This window comes from Pseudomonas palmensis (assembly GCF_017848315.1).
Taxonomy (GTDB): Bacteria; Pseudomonadota; Gammaproteobacteria; order Pseudomonadales; family Pseudomonadaceae; genus Aquipseudomonas; species Aquipseudomonas palmensis.
Map to the genome: position 1 here is coordinate 17443 of NZ_JAFKEC010000010.1, position 19396 is coordinate 36838.

22 protein-coding genes and 1 pseudogene are annotated in these 19396 nt (G+C 63.7%); 12 read left to right on the forward strand and 11 right to left on the reverse strand.

Annotation, left to right across the window (positions count from 1 at the left end; all coding sequences use genetic code 11):
• Positions 1-42: 42 nt before the first annotated feature.
• Positions 43-2130, reverse strand: coding sequence for an LTA synthase family protein (locus JZZ72_RS08355; protein WP_210014282.1), 2088 nt, complete (start codon positions 2128-2130; stop codon positions 43-45).
• A gap of 186 nt (positions 2131-2316) precedes the next feature.
• Here JZZ72_RS08355 and JZZ72_RS08360 point away from each other — a divergent pair, with 186 nt between their 5' ends.
• Positions 2317-2790, forward strand: a complete 474-nt coding sequence (locus JZZ72_RS08360; protein ID WP_054915836.1) for a methylated-DNA--[protein]-cysteine S-methyltransferase — start codon at positions 2317-2319, stop codon at positions 2788-2790.
• Positions 2791-2839: 49 nt separating this feature from the next.
• On the opposite strand, the gene JZZ72_RS08365 is transcribed toward JZZ72_RS08360, so the two are convergent.
• Positions 2840-3031, reverse strand: coding sequence for a PLDc N-terminal domain-containing protein (locus JZZ72_RS08365; protein ID WP_043862715.1), 192 nt, complete (start codon positions 3029-3031; stop codon positions 2840-2842).
• Positions 3032-3160: 129 nt separating this feature from the next.
• Here JZZ72_RS08365 and JZZ72_RS08370 point away from each other — a divergent pair, with 129 nt between their 5' ends.
• On the forward strand, positions 3161-4102 hold the full coding sequence (locus JZZ72_RS08370; protein WP_043862714.1) for a ZIP family metal transporter: 942 nt from the start codon (positions 3161-3163) through the stop codon (positions 4100-4102).
• On the opposite strand, the gene JZZ72_RS08375 is transcribed toward JZZ72_RS08370, so the two are convergent.
• Positions 4099-4629 (reverse strand): hypothetical protein, encoded by a 531-nt coding sequence (locus JZZ72_RS08375; RefSeq protein WP_043862713.1) that lies wholly within the window; start codon positions 4627-4629, stop codon positions 4099-4101. The genes JZZ72_RS08370 and JZZ72_RS08375 overlap by 4 nt on opposite strands.
• A 59-nt stretch (positions 4630-4688) precedes the next feature.
• Positions 4689-5213, reverse strand: coding sequence for an ankyrin repeat domain-containing protein (locus tag JZZ72_RS08380; protein ID WP_054915837.1), 525 nt, complete (start codon positions 5211-5213; stop codon positions 4689-4691).
• Positions 5214-5486: 273 nt separating this feature from the next.
• Between JZZ72_RS08380 and JZZ72_RS08385 the strand changes: the two genes are divergently transcribed.
• A complete protein-coding gene (locus tag JZZ72_RS08385) occupies positions 5487-5759 on the forward strand; it encodes a DUF3509 domain-containing protein (RefSeq protein WP_043862711.1) in 273 nt (90 codons plus the stop codon).
• A gap of 92 nt (positions 5760-5851) precedes the next feature.
• Here the strand turns inward: JZZ72_RS08385 and JZZ72_RS08390 are convergent, their stop codons facing one another.
• From JZZ72_RS08390 to aroC, 3 genes and pseudogenes are all read right to left on the reverse strand, one after another.
• Entirely contained in the window at positions 5852-6379 is a 528-nt protein-coding gene (locus JZZ72_RS08390; RefSeq protein WP_123752749.1) for an acireductone dioxygenase, read from the reverse strand.
• A 4-nt stretch (positions 6380-6383) separates the two neighbouring features.
• Positions 6384-7526: pseudogene (locus tag JZZ72_RS08395) on the reverse strand (MFS transporter); the annotation flags it as partial.
• 38 nt (positions 7527-7564) lie between these two features.
• A complete protein-coding gene (gene aroC / locus JZZ72_RS08400; RefSeq protein ID WP_043862708.1) occupies positions 7565-8656 on the reverse strand; it encodes a chorismate synthase in 1092 nt (363 codons plus the stop codon).
• A 145-nt stretch (positions 8657-8801) separates the two neighbouring features.
• Here aroC and JZZ72_RS08405 point away from each other — a divergent pair, with 145 nt between their 5' ends.
• Both JZZ72_RS08405 and JZZ72_RS08410 read left to right on the forward strand, forming a co-directional pair.
• Positions 8802-9764, forward strand: a complete 963-nt coding sequence (locus tag JZZ72_RS08405; protein WP_210014283.1) for an alpha/beta hydrolase — start codon at positions 8802-8804, stop codon at positions 9762-9764.
• Between the two features lie 106 nt (positions 9765-9870).
• Positions 9871-10668 carry a hypothetical protein gene (locus JZZ72_RS08410; RefSeq protein ID WP_054915840.1) on the forward strand — a complete coding sequence of 266 codons (798 nt, stop codon included), beginning with the start codon at positions 9871-9873 and terminating at the stop codon, positions 10666-10668.
• Between the two features lie 88 nt (positions 10669-10756).
• Here JZZ72_RS08410 and prmB read toward each other — a convergent pair whose 3' ends face one another.
• Positions 10757-11665 carry a 50S ribosomal protein L3 N(5)-glutamine methyltransferase gene (gene prmB, locus JZZ72_RS08415; protein WP_054915841.1) on the reverse strand — a complete coding sequence of 303 codons (909 nt, stop codon included), beginning with the start codon at positions 11663-11665 and terminating at the stop codon, positions 10757-10759.
• A gap of 190 nt (positions 11666-11855) precedes the next feature.
• Here prmB and JZZ72_RS08420 point away from each other — a divergent pair, with 190 nt between their 5' ends.
• The 5 genes from JZZ72_RS08420 to JZZ72_RS08440 all read left to right on the forward strand — a co-directional run bounded on the left by JZZ72_RS08420 (position 11856) and on the right by JZZ72_RS08440 (position 14495).
• Positions 11856-12446, forward strand: coding sequence for a cysteine hydrolase family protein (locus tag JZZ72_RS08420; RefSeq protein ID WP_054915842.1), 591 nt, complete (start codon positions 11856-11858; stop codon positions 12444-12446).
• 73 nt (positions 12447-12519) lie between these two features.
• Positions 12520-12837 carry a hypothetical protein gene (locus tag JZZ72_RS08425; RefSeq protein ID WP_043862703.1) on the forward strand — a complete coding sequence of 106 codons (318 nt, stop codon included), beginning with the start codon at positions 12520-12522 and terminating at the stop codon, positions 12835-12837.
• Positions 12838-12889: 52 nt separating this feature from the next.
• Complete coding sequence (locus JZZ72_RS08430; RefSeq protein WP_043862702.1) at positions 12890-13447, forward strand: Smr/MutS family protein; 558 nt, start codon at positions 12890-12892, stop codon at positions 13445-13447.
• Positions 13448-13516: 69 nt separating this feature from the next.
• Positions 13517-14062 carry a GTP cyclohydrolase I FolE gene (gene folE / locus JZZ72_RS08435; RefSeq protein WP_054915843.1) on the forward strand — a complete coding sequence of 182 codons (546 nt, stop codon included), beginning with the start codon at positions 13517-13519 and terminating at the stop codon, positions 14060-14062.
• A gap of 61 nt (positions 14063-14123) precedes the next feature.
• The gene (locus JZZ72_RS08440) at positions 14124-14495 is read left to right on the forward strand and encodes a glutathione S-transferase N-terminal domain-containing protein (RefSeq protein ID WP_043862700.1); all 372 of its coding nucleotides are present in this window, start codon (positions 14124-14126) and stop codon (positions 14493-14495) included.
• A gap of 43 nt (positions 14496-14538) precedes the next feature.
• On the opposite strand, the gene JZZ72_RS08445 is transcribed toward JZZ72_RS08440, so the two are convergent.
• Positions 14539-15141, reverse strand: coding sequence for a glutathione S-transferase family protein (locus JZZ72_RS08445; RefSeq protein WP_210014284.1), 603 nt, complete (start codon positions 15139-15141; stop codon positions 14539-14541).
• A gap of 145 nt (positions 15142-15286) precedes the next feature.
• Here JZZ72_RS08445 and JZZ72_RS08450 point away from each other — a divergent pair, with 145 nt between their 5' ends.
• The gene (locus JZZ72_RS08450; protein ID WP_210014285.1) at positions 15287-16480 is read left to right on the forward strand and encodes a benzoate/H(+) symporter BenE family transporter; all 1194 of its coding nucleotides are present in this window, start codon (positions 15287-15289) and stop codon (positions 16478-16480) included.
• A 38-nt stretch (positions 16481-16518) separates the two neighbouring features.
• Here JZZ72_RS08450 and JZZ72_RS08455 read toward each other — a convergent pair whose 3' ends face one another.
• Positions 16519-17280: an SDR family oxidoreductase gene (locus tag JZZ72_RS08455; protein WP_054915845.1), complete on the reverse strand. Its 762-nt coding sequence runs from the start codon at positions 17278-17280 to the stop codon at positions 16519-16521.
• Between the two features lie 228 nt (positions 17281-17508).
• Here JZZ72_RS08455 and JZZ72_RS08460 point away from each other — a divergent pair, with 228 nt between their 5' ends.
• Complete coding sequence (locus JZZ72_RS08460) at positions 17509-18513, forward strand: NADP-dependent oxidoreductase (RefSeq protein ID WP_210014286.1); 1005 nt, start codon at positions 17509-17511, stop codon at positions 18511-18513.
• Positions 18514-18585: 72 nt separating this feature from the next.
• Here the strand turns inward: JZZ72_RS08460 and pyrF are convergent, their stop codons facing one another.
• A complete protein-coding gene (gene pyrF / locus JZZ72_RS08465; RefSeq protein WP_054915847.1) occupies positions 18586-19287 on the reverse strand; it encodes an orotidine-5'-phosphate decarboxylase in 702 nt (233 codons plus the stop codon).
• Positions 19288-19396 lie beyond the last annotated feature (109 nt).

A 19396-nucleotide genomic window follows, 5' to 3' on the forward strand; every position in this document is an offset into this window, starting at 1 on the left:
CCCCGGCAAGCCGGGGTCCTGGTCAGTGCAACAGCCCGTGCGTCATTGCGGCGTGCTGTGGGTCACGCCGGCAGTGTTGTCCAGCAGGCTCTTGGTCGCGGTCTGGATGTAGGACTCCAGCTTGCGGCTCAATTGTGCCTGGTCCGGGCTTTCGATCACCTCGGCCTTGAAGTTGGCCCCAAGCTGGTAACGGTACATGCGCGGCGACATGTCCTTGGACTGGATCAGAATGCGATCGCCCTGCACCAGACCGACGATCTGCTCACTGCCCGATGGCTTGATCATGCCGATGCCTTCATCGCCGGCCGGCAGGTTGAGCAGGTCACGCCCCCAACACTGATGACGGGTTTCGCCCCCCAGTCGGCCCATGATGGTCGGCACGATGTCGACCTGGGTGCCCACGGTGTGGCTGACCGCACCGAACTTTTCCTGGATGCCCGGCGCAATCAGCAGCAGCGGCACGTTGAAGCGGCCCAGGTCCAGTTCGGTGACCTGCTGGGCATTGCCGAAGCCGTGGTCGCCGACGATCACGAACAGGGTTTCCTTGAAGTACGGCTCCTTGCGCGCCTTCTCGAAGAACTGGCCCAGCGCCCAGTCCGAGTAGCGCATGGCGGTCAGGTGCTCGTTCAGGCGGCCCTGGTCGGTCACCGGCTGCACCGGCAGGTCCTTGGGCAACGCATACGGAGTGTGGTTGGACAGGGTCTGCAGCAGGGCATAGAACGGCTTCTTGCCATAGTTGTGCGCAAGCTCCTGTGCGCCGCGGTCGAACATGTCCTGGTCGGACACCCCCCACGTCGGGTCGGAGAACACCGGGTTGACGAAGTCATTGCGGCCGATGAAGGTGGTCATGCCCTGGTTGCCGAAGAACCCGGACTGGTTGTCCCAGGCAAAGTCGCCGTTGTAAACGTACACGTCGTCATAGTCGCGGGCGCTGAGCAGCGCCGGCAGGCCGGACAGCTTGTGGCCGCCTTCCGGCGTCTGCATCAGGTATTCGAAGCCTGGCAGGTTCGGGAAGCAGGCCATGGTGGCGAACATGCCCTGGTGGGTATGGGTGCCGTTGGAGAAGAAACGGTCGAACAGCAGACCTTCCTTGGCCAGCTTGTCGAAGTACGGGGTGATGTTGGTGGTACTGCCCAGCGCGCCCACCGAGTGGCCGGCGAAGCTCTCCATCAGGATTACCACGACGTTCTTGATCGGCAGGCTGTTGGCCGCAGGCGGGGTGAAGTCACGGCGGATCGCCGTGCTGTCGGCATCCACCAGCTGGTCGTGCTCGGTCAGGATCATGTCGCGCACGGTCTGCTGGGCCTGGCTCTGGTCGAGGGTGGCCTTCCAGATGTTGCCGCGGTCTTCGCCAAAACGGCTGTGGGCGGCGTCGATCAGGGTCAGGGTGCCGTTAAGGCCCAGCTGGTTGACGAAATTGGAGTCGGTAGTGAACGCGTCACCCCAACGCATCGGCGGGCCCTGGCGCAAGGTGCCACGGGCGGCGATCACGGCCACCAGCAGGATCACCACGAATACCGCGCCACGCAGGTACCAGGGCGCCACGCTGCGCAGGCCGGCGACGTTGCTGGAGTACTCGCCGCGCGGGCGGGTAAGACGATCGATGCCCTTGAACAGCAGGCTCAGCACCCAGGTGCCAAAGGCCCAGGCCAGCAGGTAGCGCACCACCGGAAAGCCATACCAGAGCATGCTCAGAACGGTCTTGGGGTCTTCCTTCACATACTGGAACACCAGGCCGTTGAGGCGCTGGTGAAACTCGCGGTAGAAGTCCATCTCCATCAGGCCGAGGAACATCACCACGCTGGAAGCCAGGGTCAGCCATACGCGAAACAGGCCACGGGCGGCCATGGCGCGAGCGCTGAGGATCGCCAGCAGCAGCGGAATGCTCAGGTATACCACCACGCGCAGGTCGAAGCGCAGGCCGTTGAGAAAGCCTTCAGCGACGGTCGAGAGTGGGGTGTCGCCGATCATGTCGCTGTTGTAGAGCAGCAGCGCCAGGCGCACGAGGCTCAGCATCAGCATGATCACCAGGCCGCACAGCAGGGTATAGGCGAGGTGTGATTTGAGCGTTGGTTGCAGCAACGGGCGCGAAGCGGCTCGCTGATGACTCAAGGCATCCGTGTTAGCCATGGACAGGAAGATCCCTAGGGTTCAGATTTTTATGAGGGCCGGGACATTGCGTGGCCCTTGGACGAACGGAAATTCGCGCGCGGATTGTCAGCAATCGAATGTGAAAATTATGTTGAAAACCGCGCCTCGAACAATAGCTCAGTGTTCGGGTATCGTGTGGGCCAGACATGCCCGGAGCCACTCACCATGTACTTTCGCTACCACCCCAGCCCTATCGGCCAGTTGCTGCTGGCCGGTGATGAACAAGGTCTGCACCTGCTGCACATGGACAGCGCCCACCCCTGGCAACTGGCCGAAAGCTGGCAGCCGGCGGGCGCGCAGCTGGATACGGTAGCGCGACAGCTCGATGAGTATTTCGAAGGCCGGCGCCAGCGTTTCGAACTGCCCCTGGCGCCACGGGGTACCGAATTCCAACGTGCGGTGTGGTGGGCGCTGCAGCAGATTCCGTATGGCACCACCACCAGCTATGCACAACTGGCGCAGCGCGTCGGGCGGCCGAAGGCGATACGCGCGGTAGGCACGGCCAACGGCGCCAACCCGGTGGCGGTGATCGTGCCGTGCCACCGGGTGATTGGCAGCGACGGCAGCCTGACCGGGTTTTCAGGTGGCCTGGAGCGCAAGCAGCAGTTGTTGCAGCTTGAGGGCGCCTGGTTGATCTGAGCCGCCGCATCGCCGGGCAGGCCCACGCCCACAAGAGCCTGGACTGGCGCTACAGCCTTACGTTGCCCCGTGGCCCGGCAATCGCCCAGATGATAAGGCCCAGCACCGGCAGCAGCAGGATCAGCAGGATCCACAGCACCTTGGCCCCGCCACTGGCGCCGCTCTTGATCACGTTGATGATCGCCCAGATATCCAGCGCCAGAATGACCAGCCCCACCAACCCATTGAACGTCGACCCCATGGTGATACTCCCATGATTGAACCTGCCTTCAGCGTAGCTGGCTATCGGCCCCATATCGGCGAACCGCTCGTCGCACACGCCGCCCAGTGATTACACTCGATTGATCGACTCCGTACCACAGAGGCCTCCATGCCACCCGCCCAAAGCTCCGCCAACGCCAACCCGACCTCCCTGCGCAGCGCCTGGCTGCACCAGGTTCAGGCCACCCCATGGCTCAGTGCCGGCCTGGCCCTGAGCCTGCTCGCCGTGCTCGGCCTGCTGGTCGCCAGTGCCTGGAACGCGGTGCACGGCGACAACAAGGACAACCTGCACATGGCCCTGCTCGGCGGCCTGGCAGGGTTTGGCGCCACGGCGCTGGGCGCGGTGCTGGCGGTGGTGCTGCGCGACGTCAGCGCCCGCTCGCAGGATGTGATGCTCGGCTTCGCCGCCGGCATGATGCTCGCCGCCAGTTCGTTTTCGCTGATTCTGCCGGGCCTGGAGGCTGCGCGTGAAATCACCGGCAACGGACCTTTCGCGGCCTTGACCGTGGTGGTCGGCATGGGCCTGGGGGTGCTGCTGATGCTGGGCCTGGACCGCTTCACGCCCCATGAGCACGAAAGCACCGGCCCCTGCGGCCCACAGTCGGAACGCATCAACCGGGTGTGGCTGTTCGTGCTGGCGATCACCCTGCACAACCTGCCCGAGGGCATGGCCATCGGCGTGGGCTTTGCCAACGGCGACCTCAACGTGGGCCTGCCGCTGACCACCGCCATCGCCATCCAGGACATTCCCGAAGGCCTGGCCGTGGCACTGGCGTTGCGCGCCACCGGCCTGTCCAACCTCAAGGCTGCGCTGGTAGCGGTCGGCTCGGGGCTGATGGAGCCGATCGGGGCAGTGATCGGCCTGGGCATTTCCACCGGTTTCGCCATCGCCTACCCGGTGAGCATGGGCCTGGCGGCCGGAGCGATGATTTTCGTGGTATCCCACGAGGTGATCCCCGAAACCCACCGCAATGGCCACCAGACCTCGGCCACCCTGGGCCTGATGGGCGGCTTCGCGGTGATGATGTTCCTGGATACCGCGCTGGGCTAGACGTGTACCGCGACCCGCAGCGCCTCCAGGGCAGGCGCCGCGGCGATGCCGACCTCGGCGCACAGCTCCAGCACCCGCGGCACGTCGTTGCCGTACACCAGCACCATCTGCAATTCGTCGTCCAGCAACTGGCTGATGTTGACCAGGGTGTAGCCGCCGTTTTCCTTGTTCATGCTGCCCATCTGCACCTGGATGCGGTTGAGTGCCGTGAGCGGCTCGACCTTGACCAGTTGCTTGGGCTTGATGTTGAAGGCAACGTCCTTGCCGAACGAGTCGGTGATCTGCTGGAACAGGTCACTGTAGGTGTCGGCCTGGAACAGCACGGTATCGGGCAGGCTGCCGATCACCACCCACTCCCCCAGCGGGATCGGAAAGGTGTCGTCGTAGTTGATGTCGGGGTTGGCCGCCAGGAACGCCTGCGGGTCGGCATAGGCCTGCGCCGCTTCGTCGGCGATGCGCTCGATTTCGGCGTCCGGAAGGCAGCCGGAGCTGATTTTGCCGATGAGTTCGACCAGTTGGTTTTTCATGCGGGGGCCCTGCGAGGCGAAAAAAGTCGCCAAGGATAGCCGCAAAAGCCCCCTGGCAGTTAGCCGGCCAGCGCCTGCAACTGGGCGACGGTGTCGGGTGCGCCCATGGTTTGCGCGGCAACCAGTGCGGTGGCGCCCTGCGCGTCGCGGTGATTGGGGTTCGCGCCCTTGCCGAGCAAGTAGGTGACGATGGAGGTGCGGTTGAACATCGCGGCCAGCATCAGCGCGGTACGGCCATCGGCAGACGCTCCATCGATCAGCGCGCCCTTCTCCACCAGCAGCTCGATCATCGCCTGGTTGCCCTTGAAAGCGGCACCGGCAATCGGCAACTGGCCCTTGTCATTGGCAATCTGCGGGTCTGCGCCGTGCTCAAGCAGCACCCTCACCGCTTCAAGGTGGCCGTGGTAGCTGGCAAGCATCAGCAGCGTGTCGCCGTTGCCATTGCGAAGGTTGACCGGCAGGCCCTTCTCCAGCAGACGGCCAAGCATGTCGGCGTCCCCCTTGCGCGCCCGATCGAACACTTCTTCGGCAAAGGCTGCGGCTTCATCGTCGTTCATCGGGGTGGGGGTTGGGTGGTCGGTCATCGGGAACCTCCTGGCTGCGGTAGAGCCCAAGTCTTTGTCAGGGAAGGCTTTGGGTCAACCTCGCAAATCCCATGAGGACGACAGAGCGAATCTATTGGCCGCAAGGCACTGCAAAATGCACTGTGCAAATTGCACGACCATGCAGAATGCACGGCACCCATTGCGCACGACAACTTTAAGTCATTGTTTTATAAGATTTTTTTAATCAAGGAAAACTGGCACGGTCGCTGCACCTATCACTTCATGTCTGCCACACAACAGTCAGGAGCTGATATGGACCTCATCCAGCAAAAATTCGCCTCGGTATTTTCCGCCTACGACGTCACCACCCAGGCTCGCCCTGATGGCGGTGTACTGCTGACGTTGCGCGCCGCCGACGGCAAACAGGTCAAGCGCTCGATTTCGTATGGCCAGCTGCACAGTGCCGAGCAACTGTCGTGGGCGATCAGCGCGATTCGCCGCGACCTGGCCGAGCAGGCCAGCGAGCTGCCGGTGATCTCGATGCTGCAAAGCCAACAGCGGTTCGCACTACCGACCTATCGCTGAATCGCGTAGCGGCCTTTGCTGGCAAGCCAGTGCCCACAGGATCATCTTGGTTCCTGTGAGCGCTGGCTTGCAAGCCAGTGGCCTCGGCGTTATCAATCGTCCAATCGCGCGTAACGCTCGGCCAGCTTCTCCCCCGTGAACTGCGCCACCACCCCTTCAGGCTGATTGAACAGTCGCACCGCCACGAAGTGCGGGTTGTCCCCGCCATCGATCCATACCCGCAACCCCGCCGGCACCACGATCAGATCCCCCTTCTCGCACACCACCGCATGCACGTACTCCCCTGCCCGCACGCTGACCAGGCTGCGCCCGGCTGCGAAGAAACGCACCAGGTCATCCGAATACACATGTTCGTCCAGCAGTTCACTCATCGGATCGCCACTGGCGCTGATCACGTCGACGGCGCGGTAACCGCCTTCATGTTGCAGCCGGTCGATATGCGCCTGGTAGGCGGCCAGCACACCGGCCTGGCCAGTATCGGCCTGCACAGGCGACTGCGCCGTCCAGCGCTCGAACCTTACTCCCTGCTCGGCCAGTGTCGCGGCGATGTCTTCAAGGTGGGTCAGCACCTTGTTGGGAATGTCCGGGGTGGACTGGTGAAACACGCTCAGGCTGCTCATGGGGCCTTTCCTCTTTCATTCGAAACGCGATGATAACGGCTGCGACCAGCGCCGCGACGCTGGCAATACTAAAGGTGATGGTGGCGCCCAGGGCGTTCCAGCTGTAGCCCGAATACAGGGCACCCAGCGCACCGCCAGTACCGGCCAGGGCCGCATACAGCGCCTGCCCCTGGCCCTGCTGGCGAGCGCCGAAGCTGCGCTGCACGAAGGCGATGGCGGCCGCGTGAAAACTGCCGAACGTGGCGGCGTGCAGCAACTGGGCGAACAGCAGCACGCCCGGATACTCGGCAAAGGTCCCCAGCAGCCACCAGCGCAAGGCCGCCAGTAAGAGGCTCGCCAACAGCACCCGACGCAACGAGAACCGCGCCAGGATCCAGCTCATGGCCAGGAACATCAGCACCTCGGCCACCACCCCCAGCGCCCACAACATGCCGATGGTGCCGCGGGCATAGCCCAGGCGCTCCAGGTGCAGGGTGAGAAAGGTGTAATACGGGCCGTGACTCAACTGCATCAATGCCACGCACACGTAGAACGCGGCCACGCCAGGGCTGGCCAGTTGCCTGAGAAAGCCGCCACCATCGCTGCGCTCGTGCTGGCCTGGCGGCTGGGCATTGGGCACCCACAGGCTGGCCAGCACGATGCCGGCCATGATCGCCACCAGCGCCACCGGGTAGATGTCCAGGCTCAACCATTCGAACAATCGCCCCAGGGCCACCACGGTGAGGATGAAACCGATCGACCCCCACAGCCGCACCTGGCTGTAGCGCGCAGTCTGACCTTGCAGGTGGGCCAGGGTGATGACCTCGAACTGCGGCAGTACCGCATGCCAGAAGAACGCGTGCAGGGCCATTACCAGCGCCAACCAGGCGTAGCTCTTGGCCACGAAGATCAACGAGAAGCTGGCCAGGGTGCACAAGGCCCCCAGACGCACGATCAGCAGGCGCTGGCCGCTGCGATCGCCCAACCAGCCCCACAGGTTCGGTGCCACGCAGCGCATCAGCATGGGGATGGCCACCAACTCGCCGATGCGCGCGCTGGAAAACCCCAGGTGATCGAAATACAGCGCCAGAAACGGCGCTGTCGAACCCAGCAAGGCGAAATAGAACAGGTAGAAGCTGGACAGCCGCCAGTAGGGAATCGGCGCCACGGCTCAGCGGGCCGTGGCGTCGACGTCGGGCAGGTGCACTACAGCTGGCCCAGCACCGGGGTGGCTACCCGCACATCGGCGTTCTGGCCGCGGTGGCGCAGCAGGTGATCCATCAGCACGATGGCCATCATCGCCTCGGCGATAGGGGTGGCACGGATGCCGACGCAGGGGTCGTGACGGCCCTTGGTGATGACCTCCACCGGGTTGCCATCCACATCGATGGAACGGCCCGGGGTGGTGATGCTGGAGGTCGGCTTGAGTGCCAGGTGCGCAATGATCGGCTGCCCCGAGGAGATGCCCCCCAGGATGCCGCCGGCATTGTTGCTGAGGAACCCTTCGGGGGTGAGTTCGTCACGGTGTTCGGTGCCGCGCTGGGCCACGCTGTCGAAGCCGGCACCGATCTCCACGCCCTTGACCGCGTTGATGCTCATCAGCGCATGGGCCAGCTCGGCGTCGAGGCGGTCGAAGATCGGCTCGCCCAGGCCGGGCATCACGCCTTCGGCGACCACGGTGATCTTGGCACCCACCGAGTCCTGGTCACGGCGCAGCTGGTCCATGTAGGCCTCCAGCTCCGGCACCTTGTCCGGGTCGGGGCTGAAGAAGGCGTTGTGCTCCACCGACTCCCAGGTCTTGAACGGGATTTCGATAGGGCCCAGCTGGCTCATGTAGCCGCGGATGCGGATGCCCTGGGTGGCCAGGTACTTCTTCGCGATGGCACCGGCAGCCACGCGCATCGCGGTTTCACGGGCCGAGCTGCGGCCGCCGCCACGGTAGTCGCGCTCGCCGTACTTGTGGTGATAGGTGTAGTCGGCGTGGGCCGGGCGGAACAGGTCCTTGATCGCCGAGTAGTCCTTGGACTTCTGGTCGGTGTTGCGAATCAGCAGTCCGATGGCGCAGCCGGTGGTACGGCCCTCGAACACGCCAGAGAGAATCTCGACCTCGTCGGGCTCCTGGCGCTGGGTGGTGTGCCGGCTGGTACCGGGCTTGCGCCGGTCCAGGTCGTGCTGAAGATCGGCCAGCGAAAGCTCCAGGCCCGGAGGGCAGCCATCGACAATGGCGACCAGCGCCGGACCATGGCTTTCGCCAGCGGTGGTGACAGTGAACAGCTTGCCGTAGGTATTGCCGGACATGCAGGGCGCTCCGCGTTCAGCCTGATTTTTAACTGGATGGTAACAAGGCCAACCAGTATACGCAGGGTATACCCTTAGATCACCTCCAGGCGCGAACCTAATGCCGCCGGACGAGTCAAAACGCCACCTCCTCCCTAATGGCCTGATGATGCTGCGCACGTTCGCCCTGTTGTTCCTCCTGTTTACCGGCCTGGCCCAGGCCGCGGCCCCCACGGTACTGCAACGACCGATCAGCCTGGTGACCGACGACGGCACCCTGCAGGGCAGCCTGCTGTTGCCGCGCAGCGACACGCCGCCACCGGTGGTGCTGATCATCGCCGGCTCCGGCCCCACCGACCGTGACGGCAACAATCCCGCCGGCGGACGTATCGACAACCTCAAGCGCCTGGCCCTGCTGCTGGCCAACAACCGCATTGCCAGCGTGCGCTACGACAAGCGCGGGGTGGCCGCCAGCCACGCGGCAACCCCCGACGAGCGCAACCTCAGCGTCGAGCGCTATGTGGCCGATGCCGTTGCCTGGGGCCATCTGCTCAAGGCCGACCCGCGCTTCGGCCCGCTGATCGTGCTGGGTCACAGCGAGGGCGCACTGATCGCCAGCCTCGCGGCCGAACAGGCCGGCGCCAGCGCGGTAATTTCAGTGGCAGGCAGCGGGCGCCCGGTCGATCAGGTGCTGCGCGAGCAACTGGGTGAGCGCCTGCCGGCGACCGAGCGGGCCCAGGCCGTACGCCTGATCGAGCAGCTCAAGGCCGGCCAGCCCAGCACCCAGGTACCGCTGCACCTGCGCGACGTGTTTCGCCCCAGTGTGCAGCCGTACCTGATCTCGCTGTTTCGCCAGGACCCGGCCGCCGCCTTCGCCCGCCTCCACTTGCCGGCGTTGATCGTGCAGGGGCGCAACGACGTCCAGGTCGAGGTCGAGGATGCCGAGCGCCTGCACGCTGCCAAGCCGGACGCCGAACTGGCACTGATCGACGGCATGAACCACATGCTGCGCATCAGCCCGCGTGCCATGAGCCAGCAGCGCGACAGCTACAACAACCCCGAGCTGCCCCTGGCCAGTGCCCTGGGCGAGCGGATCGTCGAGTTCATTCGTCGATTGCCGGCGGCATGAAGCGAATTGGCGCAAATTGTGTCTCCAGTCTTGCGCAAAGCGGCCGATAAGCCGGTGCAGGCGTCGCCCTTGCGACCCGCCTGCTGTGCACAAAAGGACCGCCGTGATGACTGAAGCCACCCCCCAGGACGCCCCAGACGCGACCGACGAATCGCCAGCCCCGGAAGCGGCCCCGCTGCCCTGGGCGGACGTTGTGCCCGAGCATTTCCAGATGCTGCGCCTGTCCCCGCAGCCCACCGACCGCAACACCGGCGCGCGGCCGCTGCGCTTCGTGCAGTACGGTTATGCCGAACGGCACAACAAGACCCACAGCCTGCTGCGCATGGAAGTGCGCCTGCCTGGGCAGAAGGTGCGCAAGGAGCAGAATCGCCTGGATATCTGGGTGGACCATGAGTTGCACCAGATCAAGATCGGCCCCGACAGTGGCTTGCAGATCGAGCCGGTCAGCCGTGGCCTGGGGCGCTTCCTGTTGTCGCAGGCGGTGCACTGGGTACAGCGCAAGTGGTCGCACTACCGGGTCGAGGGCATGGCCCTGGCCAACAAGGACGCACTCAACGAAGACACACGCCTGCGCCGCGACCAGGTGCTGCGCAGCCATGGCCTGGAGGTCGAGTACGCCGATGCGCAGCACCTGAAGGGGCGCTGCGTGGAAGTCCAGGCAGGTCAGCTCAAGGGTGGCTGGAATACCGACAAGGTACAGAAGGTAGACATCCTGGATGCTGCGGGCATGCTGCAGCAGGCCGAGCAGAACCTGCAGGAGAAGGAAGCACAACTGCGCGAGCGCGATGAGCGGGTCAACAAGTACCGCCGCGAAGACAGCGGGTTGCGCTTCACCATCACCTGCCTGGTGGCCTTTGCGGTGTTCCAGGCCGGGCTGCTGATCTGGATTGCCACCAACCGCTGAAAGCGATGCGGGTCAAGCCCGCCCCAACACGGCAATGCGGCCCTGTTGGGGCGGGCTTGACCCGCGACAGGCTTGAAACCTGTATCCCTTACACCCGCGAAGCAAACAGCGCCTGATGCTGCCGGCATTGTTCGGCCGTGAGCATGAACACCCCGTGCCCGCCACGTTCGAACTCCAGCCAGGCGAAATCCACCTCCGGGTACAACTGCTCGACATGCACCTGGCTGTTGCCGACCTCGACGATCAGCAGGCCCTTCTCGGTCAGGTGATCCGCCGCCTCGGCCAGCATGCGCCGTACCAGGTCCAGACCGTCATTGCCGCAGGCCAGGCCCAACTCCGGCTCGTGGTGGTACTCCTGGGGCATGTCGGCGAAATCCTCGGCATCGACATACGGCGGGTTCGACAGGATCAGGTCGAAACGCTGCCCCGGCAACCCCTCGAACCCATCGCCCTGCACGGTGAACACACGTTCTTCAAGACCATGGCGCTCGATGTTCTGGTTGGCCACTTCCAACGCCTCGAACGACAGGTCGGCCAGCACCACCTCGGCCTCGGGGAACACGTCGGCGCTGACGATGCCGATGCAGCCGGAGCCGGTACACAGGTCGAGAATGCGCGCGGGTTCGGCAGCCAGCCATGGCTCGAAGCGTTTTTCGATCAGTTCGCCGATGGGGGAGCGCGGGATCAGCACGCGCTCGTCGACGATGAACGACATGCCACAGAACCACGCCTCGCCAAGCAGATACGCGGTCGGCACGCGTTCTTCGATACGTCGCTTGAGCAGGCGCTGCAGCTTGACCAGCTCGTCATCTTCAAGACGGCAATCGAGATAGGCGTCGGCCACTTCCCATGGCAGATGCACCGAACCCAGCACCAGCAGGCGTGCCTCGTCCCAGGCATTGTCGGCGCCATGCCCGAAAAACAGCCCCTGCTCATGAAAACGGCTGACAGCCCAACGGATGTGGTCGCGCAGGGTGCGCAGGCGGGAAGTGATCACGGGCAGACTCCTTTAAAGACGACCGGCAATTCTAACAGCCTGGAACACAAATGGGCCCGCCAATACGCCTCTGGCCGCAATTGTGCTCATGCCTGCAGGCCGCTATCCACGCCGCATGCACGCTAAGCCATTCACATAAGTCGCCAAGCAGGGGACAATAGGTGAAAAGCCCTATCCAAAGGAGCCCCTGATGTCCGTTCCAACGACGATGTTCCACCTCAGCGGTCGCGGTTATCCGCCGGCCAAGCTTAGCAACGCCAGCCTGGTGATTATCGATGCGCAAAAGGAGTACCTGAGCGGGCCCCTGGCGCTGTCGGGCATGGACGAAGCGGTGGCCAACATCGGCAAACTGCTCGAGGCTGCACGCAAGGCCGGCCGGCCCGTGGTGCATGTGCGCCACCTGGGCACCGTGGGTGGCCTGTTCGACCCACAGGGCTCGCGCGGCGAGTGGATTCCGGGCCTGGAGCCGCAGGGCGATGAAGTCGTCATCGAAAAACGCATGCCCAACGCCTTCAAGAACACCACCCTGCACGAGACGCTGCAGAAGTACGGCCACCTGGACCTGATCGTGTGCGGCTTCATGAGCCACTCCAGCGTCAGCACCACCGTGCGCCGCGCCAAGGACTACGGCTATCGCTGCACCCTGGTCGAAGACGGCTGCGCCACCCGCGACCTGCCGTTCAAGGACGGCGTGATTCCGGCCGCACAGATCCAGCAGAGCGAAATGGCGATCATGGCCGACAACTTTGCCTGTGTCGCACCCGTCAACAGCCTGATCTGACCACCCGACAGGCAAGTGGAACCACTCTGGGGCGTTCGGGTCCAACCCCGGATACCCTTTGAGGAAAGTCGGAATGAAGTTATCCAGTTTCGACGCCAGGCGCCTGCGTCCCCGGGAACAACGCAATTGGGGCGCACGCCTGGCCACGGCGTTCTCGGCACTGCTGGCGATACTCGGCGTGCTCCTGACCATGGCCGGCGTCGCTGGCCTGCTGGGCCATGCCGAGGCGCTGGGCGAGCTCAACAACAACCGCCCCGGCGCTGCCGTGGTGCTGGGCCTGGGCTTGCTGTCGCTGTACCTGGGCGTCTGGTCCTGGCGCCGCAGCCGGTTGCGCCTGCGCCGTGCCAGGGGGCTGAACCTGTCGCCGCACCTGATGAAGAAACACGATTGACTGCAACCCTGTGGGGAGTCGCGTAAACTGCGCCGCCCAGGCGGAGGCTTACATGCAAGACGACGATTTTTCCCTGTTCAAGAGCCAGATGCACGGCGTCAAGCCGATCCGGCATGATCGCGCCGACACCGGCAAACCCAAGGCCGACCGCAAGCAGCTGGCCAGCCTGCGCCAGGCCGCGACCGTGCGCAGCGACCAGACGGTGATCGACGGCCTATCCGATCAGTTCGTCATCGACGTGGGCCCGGAAGACGACCTGCACTGGAGCCGCGATGGCGTGCAGGAAAGCCAGATGCGCAAGCTCAAGCTTGGCCAGATCGGTTTCGAAGGCAGCCTGGACCTGCACGGCATGACCGTGGAGAAAGCCCGCGAGACCCTCTGGGCATTCCTGGCAGAGGCCACGCGCTTCGAGGTGCGCTGCGTGCGAGTCACCCACGGCAAGGCGGTGCGGCTCGATGGCAAGCGTCCGATGATCAAGAGCCACGTCAACACCTGGCTGCGCCAGCATGCCCAGGTACTGGGTTTTACCTCGTGCCAGGCGCGTCACGGCGGCACCGGCGCGGTGTATGTCATGCTCAAGCGGACCATGCTCGAAGGGCGTGACGAGTAACGCCGCGCTTGCAGCGCCGTCACAGCCGCCGTACCCTTCGCTTTTGCGATAAATCCCACAGGTAGATCCATGTCCCTGGAACAGCACTACACCGCGATTCTCGGCCAACTCGGCGAGGATGTTTCCCGCGAGGGCCTGCTCGATACGCCCAAGCGGGCTGCGAAGGCCATGAAGTACCTTTGCCGCGGCTACGACCAAACCCTGGAAGAGGTGACCAACGGCGCCTTGTTCAGCTCCGACAACAGTGAAATGGTCCTGGTCAAGGACATCGAGCTGTACTCGCTGTGCGAACACCACATGCTGCCGTTCATTGGCAAGGCGCACGTCGCCTATATCCCGAGCGGCAAGGTGCTGGGCCTGTCCAAGGTGGCGCGCATCGTCGACATGTACGCTCGCCGCCTGCAGATCCAGGAAAACCTCAGCCGCGAGATCGCCGAGGCGGTTCAGCAGGTGACCGGCGCGCTGGGCGTGGCCGTGGTGATCGAAGCCAAGCACATGTGCATGATGATGCGCGGTGTGGAAAAACAGAATTCGTCGATGATCACCTCGGTGATGCTCGGCGCCTTCCGCGACAATGCTGCCACCCGCAGCGAGTTCCTCAGCCTGATCAAGTAATCGGCCGAGGTTCTGCGAGCCGACCTGCCCAGGTCGGCTTTTTTCATTGTGAGGAGTTGCCATGATCGTCAAAGCACTGCGGGTTGGCCTTGGCCAGCTGATCGTCTTCCTCGACTGGGTCAGCCGCCCGAGCAAGCTCAAGCGTGATGCGGCCGCCCAGGCGAATGTCGAGCAGCAGGCCAAGGGGCTGAGCCTGTATCAGTTTCACGCTTGCCCCTTCTGCGTGAAGACCCGCCGTACACTGCACCGCCTGAACGTGCCGGTGGCACTGCGTGACGCGAAGAACAACGAACAGGATCGCCAGGCCCTGCTGGAGCAAGGCGGCAAGATCAAGGTGCCGTGCCTGCGCATCGAGGAAGACGGCAAGACCACCTGGATGTACGAGTCCAAGGTGATCATCGACTACCTGAACCAGCGGTTCTCGGCGGTCTGACAGCGCTTGGCCGGCAGGGCTGCTCCCTGCCGGCAAAACACCATCAATCGATCATGGGCACATGCCGCGGATGCGAGGCCACGCGTTCCAGCCAGGCGCGAATCTTCGGGTAATCATTCAGCAGGAAGCCGGCTTCGTGGGCCACATGGGTGTAGGCATACAACGCCACATCGGCAATCGAGTACTGGTCACCGACCAGGTAGGGCGTTTCCTGCAACTGTTTCTCCATCACCTTCAGCGCCTTGTGCCCGCCCTTCTGCAACGACTTGTATTCATCGACACGATCTTCGGGCATGCCCAGATAGAACTGGATGAAACGTGCCACGGCAATGTAGGGCTCATGGCTGTACTGCTCGAAGAACTGCCACTGCAGCACTTGCGTACGTAAACGCGGTTCACTCGGCAGGAACAGGCTACCTTCGGCGAGGTAGTTAAGAATGGCGTTGGACTCCCACAGATAACTGCCGTCCTCCAACTCCAGCACCGGCACTTTGCCGTTAGGGTTCTTGACCAGAAACTCAGGGCGCTCGGTCTCGCCATTGAGGATGTTCACGGGACACCATATGTACGGAATATCAAGCAAGTGCAACATCAGCTTGACCTTGTAGCAGTTGCCCGACTGGTAATCCCCGTAGACCTTGTACATTGTTCCCCCCTCTCCAAAGCTGAAACGAAACCGCCGTCCATAGTTGGCGACTGTACGGTTAAATGCAATGGTTGCTGTATGGCAAAACTCGCCCTATCGCAGCGTAGTCTGAAAAACCCGCTTACACCCGCACAAGGATTACTGCATGCCTGACGCCACCTCTGCGCCAATGCGTCCGCTGGCCGACACCTCCCCCTCGGCGGTGGTCGCCGGTTTCATTGCCATGCTCACGGGCTATACCAGCTCGCTGGTGCTGATGTTCCAGGCGGGCCAGGCGGCCGGCCTGACCACCACGCAGATTTCCTCGTGGATCTGGGCGCTGTCGATCGGCATGGCGGTATGCAGCATTGGCCTTTCACTGCGATATCGCACGCCCATCACGGTCGCCTGGTCGACCCCCGGCGCAGCCTTGCTGATCACCAGCCTGGGCGGCGTGAGCTATGGCGAGGCAATCGGCGCCTACATCACCTGCGCCGTACTGGTGGTGATCTGCGGGCTCACAGGCAGTTTCGAACGCCTGGTACGGCGCATTCCGGCATCGCTGGCCGCGGCCCTGCTGGCCGGCATTCTGTTCAAGATCGGCAGCGAGATCTTTGTTGCGGCCCAGCATCGGACCGCCCTGGTGCTGGGGATGTTCTTCAGCTACCTGCTGATCAAGCGGTTGTCGCCGCGCTATGCGGTACTGACCGCGCTGGTGGTGGGCACCGCGATCGCCGCAGTGATGGGGTTGCTGGACTTCAGCGGCTTCCACCTGGAGGTGGCGACACCGGTATGGACCACGCCGTCGTTCTCGCTGGCCGCGACCATCAGCATCGGCATCCCCCTGTTCGTGGTGGCGATGACTTCACAGAACATGCCGGGTGTGGCGGTGCTGCGTGCGGACGGGTACCAGGTACCTGCCTCGCCGCTGATTTCAGTGACGGGCCTGGCCTCGCTGCTGCTGGCCCCGTTCGGCTCGCACGGCATCAACCTGGCGGCCATCAGCGCCGCGATCTGTACCGGGCCGCATGCCCATGAAGATCCGAGCAAGCGGTACACCGCGGCGGTCTGGTGCGGGATTTTCTATGGTATTGCCGGCGTGTTCGGCGCCACCCTGGCGGCACTGTTCGCCGCGTTGCCCAAGGAGCTGGTGCTGTCGATTGCCGCACTGGCGCTGTTCGGCTCGATCATGAACGGCCTGACGGTCGCGATGAGCGAGGCCAGGGAGCGCGAGGCGGCCTTGATCACATTCATGGTCACGGCCTCGGGCTTTACCCTGTTCTCGATCGGCTCGGCGTTCTGGGGGATTGTGGCGGGGGTACTGACGCTGATGATCCTGAACTGGCGCAAGCCTGCCTGATCGACACGGGAGGGCCTGGCCCTCCCCTGCCCCACCCGCTAGATAGCGGTGGCACCACCATCGATTGCCAGAGCCTGGCCAGTGGTGAATGCCGCACCGTCGCTGCACAGGTACAGGACCGCTGCAGCGACTTCCTCGACCTTGCCCACGCGGCCGACCGGGTGCATGGCGGCGGCGTATTCAGCCTTGCGTGGATCGGCCTCGTAGGCACGGCGGAACATGTCGGTGTCGATCACCGCCGGGCACACCGCATTCACCCGGATCAGTTTCTTGGCGTACTCGATGGCGGCCGACTTGGTGAGCCCGATCACGGCATGCTTGGATGCGCTGTAGATGCTCATCTTGGGCGCAGCCCCCAGGCCGGCGACCGATGCGGTGTTGACGATCGCACCGCCGCCCTGGGCGAGCATCAGCGGCAACTGGTGCTTCATGCACAGCCACACGCCCTTGACGTTGACGCCCATGATCGCATCGAATTCGGCTTCGCTGCCGTCGGCCAGGCGCCCCTGCTCGATTTCTATACCGGCATTGTTGAAGGCGTAGTCCAGACGACCGTATGCCTCGACAGTGCGCGCCATCAACTGCTGCACGTCCTGCTCGCGGGTAACGTTGCAAGGTACGAACAGTGCCTGGCCGCCGGCGGCCTGAATCAACCCGACCGTGTGTTCGCCACCGGCGACGTCCAGGTCTGCCACCACGACCTTCAGGCCTTGTGCGGCGAATGCCAGCGCCGTGGCCCGGCCGATGCCGGCGCCGGCCCCGGTGACCAGGGCAACCTGGCCGGAAAAAGTCATGCTCATCGATAACTCCCGCAACGTAGTGAGGACAATGGCGGGAGTCTAGTCATCGGCGGTGGCTCCTGGGCAGCATCATCAGGCACGCAGTGAACACACCATCGAACCGGGTGATTTTAGCTGCTAGGCTCAATCATCCAGATGGATCAATCACCATTCGCCACAAGGCTGGACCTTGCCGATTTGCCGATGCAGGCCTATCAACAGGGTTTGCCTTCCAGAGAGAACCTTGCCATGACTGACAGGACCAACCGCCGATTCCTGCTTGCCAAGCGCCCCACCGGGGCAGTGACACGTGATGACTTTACCTTTGAAACCGTGCCTGTGAGCGAGCCTGTCGAGGGACAGGTAGTGGTGAAGAACCTGTACCTGTCGCTGGACCCGGCCATGCGCGGGTGGATGAACGAGGGCAAGTCCTACATTGCGCCTGTAGGTATCGGCGAGGTCATGCGCGCACTGGGTGTCGGTGAAGTGGTGGCGTCCAGGCACCCTGACTATGCCGTGGGTGATACGGTGAGCGGAGCCCTTGGTGTACAGGATTACTTCATTGGCGAGCCCAAGGGCCTGCATAAGGTCGACCCTAGGCTGGTACCGTTGCCACGCTATCTCTCCGCCCTGGGCATGACCGGAATGACGGCCTACTTTGCCCTGCTGGAAGTGGGTGAGCCCAAGACGGGCGAAACCGTGGTGATCTCGGGTGCAGCGGGAGCGGTCGGCAGCATTGCCGGGCAGATCGCCAAGCTCAAGGGCTGTCGTGTGGTCGGGATTGCCGGCGGCGAGCAGAAATGCCGCTACCTGGTCGATGAACTGGGCTTTGACGGGGTTATCGACTACAAGGCCGAAGACGTACTGGAGGGACTCAAGCGCGAGTGCCCAAAAGGGGTGGATGTGTACTTCGACAACGTCGGCGGGGACATCCTCGATGCAGTGCTCAGTCGCCTGAATTTCAAGGCGCGGGTGGTGATCTGTGGTGCCATCAGCCAGTACAACAACAAGCAGGCGGTCAAGGGCCCGGCCAACTACCTGTCGCTGCTGGTAAACCGCGCGCGCATGGAAGGTTTCGTAGTGATGGACCATGTGGCCAAGTACGGCACCGCAGGCAACGAAATTGCCGGCTGGCTGGCCAGCGGCAGGCTCAAGAGCAAGGAGGATGTTGTCGAGGGGCTGGAGACCTTTCCCGAAGCGCTGCTGAAGCTGTTCAGCGGGGAAAACTTTGGCAAGCTGGTGTTGAAGGTATAAGGGGAACGCCTTCGCCAGCAAGGCCGGCTCCTCCTTGTAGGAGCCAGCCTTGCTGGCGAAAAACCGGGTCGCTTAGCCGCGAATTTCGGCTACCACTGCAGCCAGCGCTTGAGCAGGGTCAGCCGCCTGACTGATCGGGCGACCGATTACCAGGTAGTCGGAGCCGGCGTCCAGCGCCTGGCGCGGGGTAAGGATACGACGCTGATCGTCCAGGGCGCTGCCGGCAGGACGAATGCCCGGAGTCACCAGCTGCAACGACGGGTGCGCGGCCTTCAGGGCCGGGGCTTCCAGGGCGGAGCACACCAGGCCGTCCATGCCGGCCTTCTCGGCCAGGGCGGCCAGTCGCAGCACCTGCTCCTGCGGCTCGATGTCCAGGCCAATACCGGCGAGGTCTTCACGCTCCATGCTGGTCAGCACGGTCACACCGATCAACAGCGGCTGTGGCCCGCTGCGCTGGTCCAGCACGTCGCGACAGGCCGCCATCATGCGCAGGCCGCCAGAGCAGTGCACGTTGACCATCCACACGCCCATTTCGGCTGCGGCCTTCACGGCCATGGCGGTGGTGTTGGGGATATCGTGGAACTTGAGGTCCAGGAACACTTCGAAGCCCTTTTCACACAGGGTTTCAACGATGCCCGACGCACTGCTGGTGAACAGCTCCTTGCCGACCTTGACCCGACACAGCGCGGGGTCCAGCTGATCGGCCAGTTTCAGGGCGGCGTCACGGGTAGGGAAATCCAGGGCGACGATGATAGGCGTCTGACAGGCGGACATGGGCAGGCTCTCTGGGCAAGTCGAAATCGGCGCGCATTGTAGCCGATGCGCAGTGCCAATGGGGGCCGGTGATCGCGAATTCGCCCCCAGGTGGTGGGCCTCTTATACT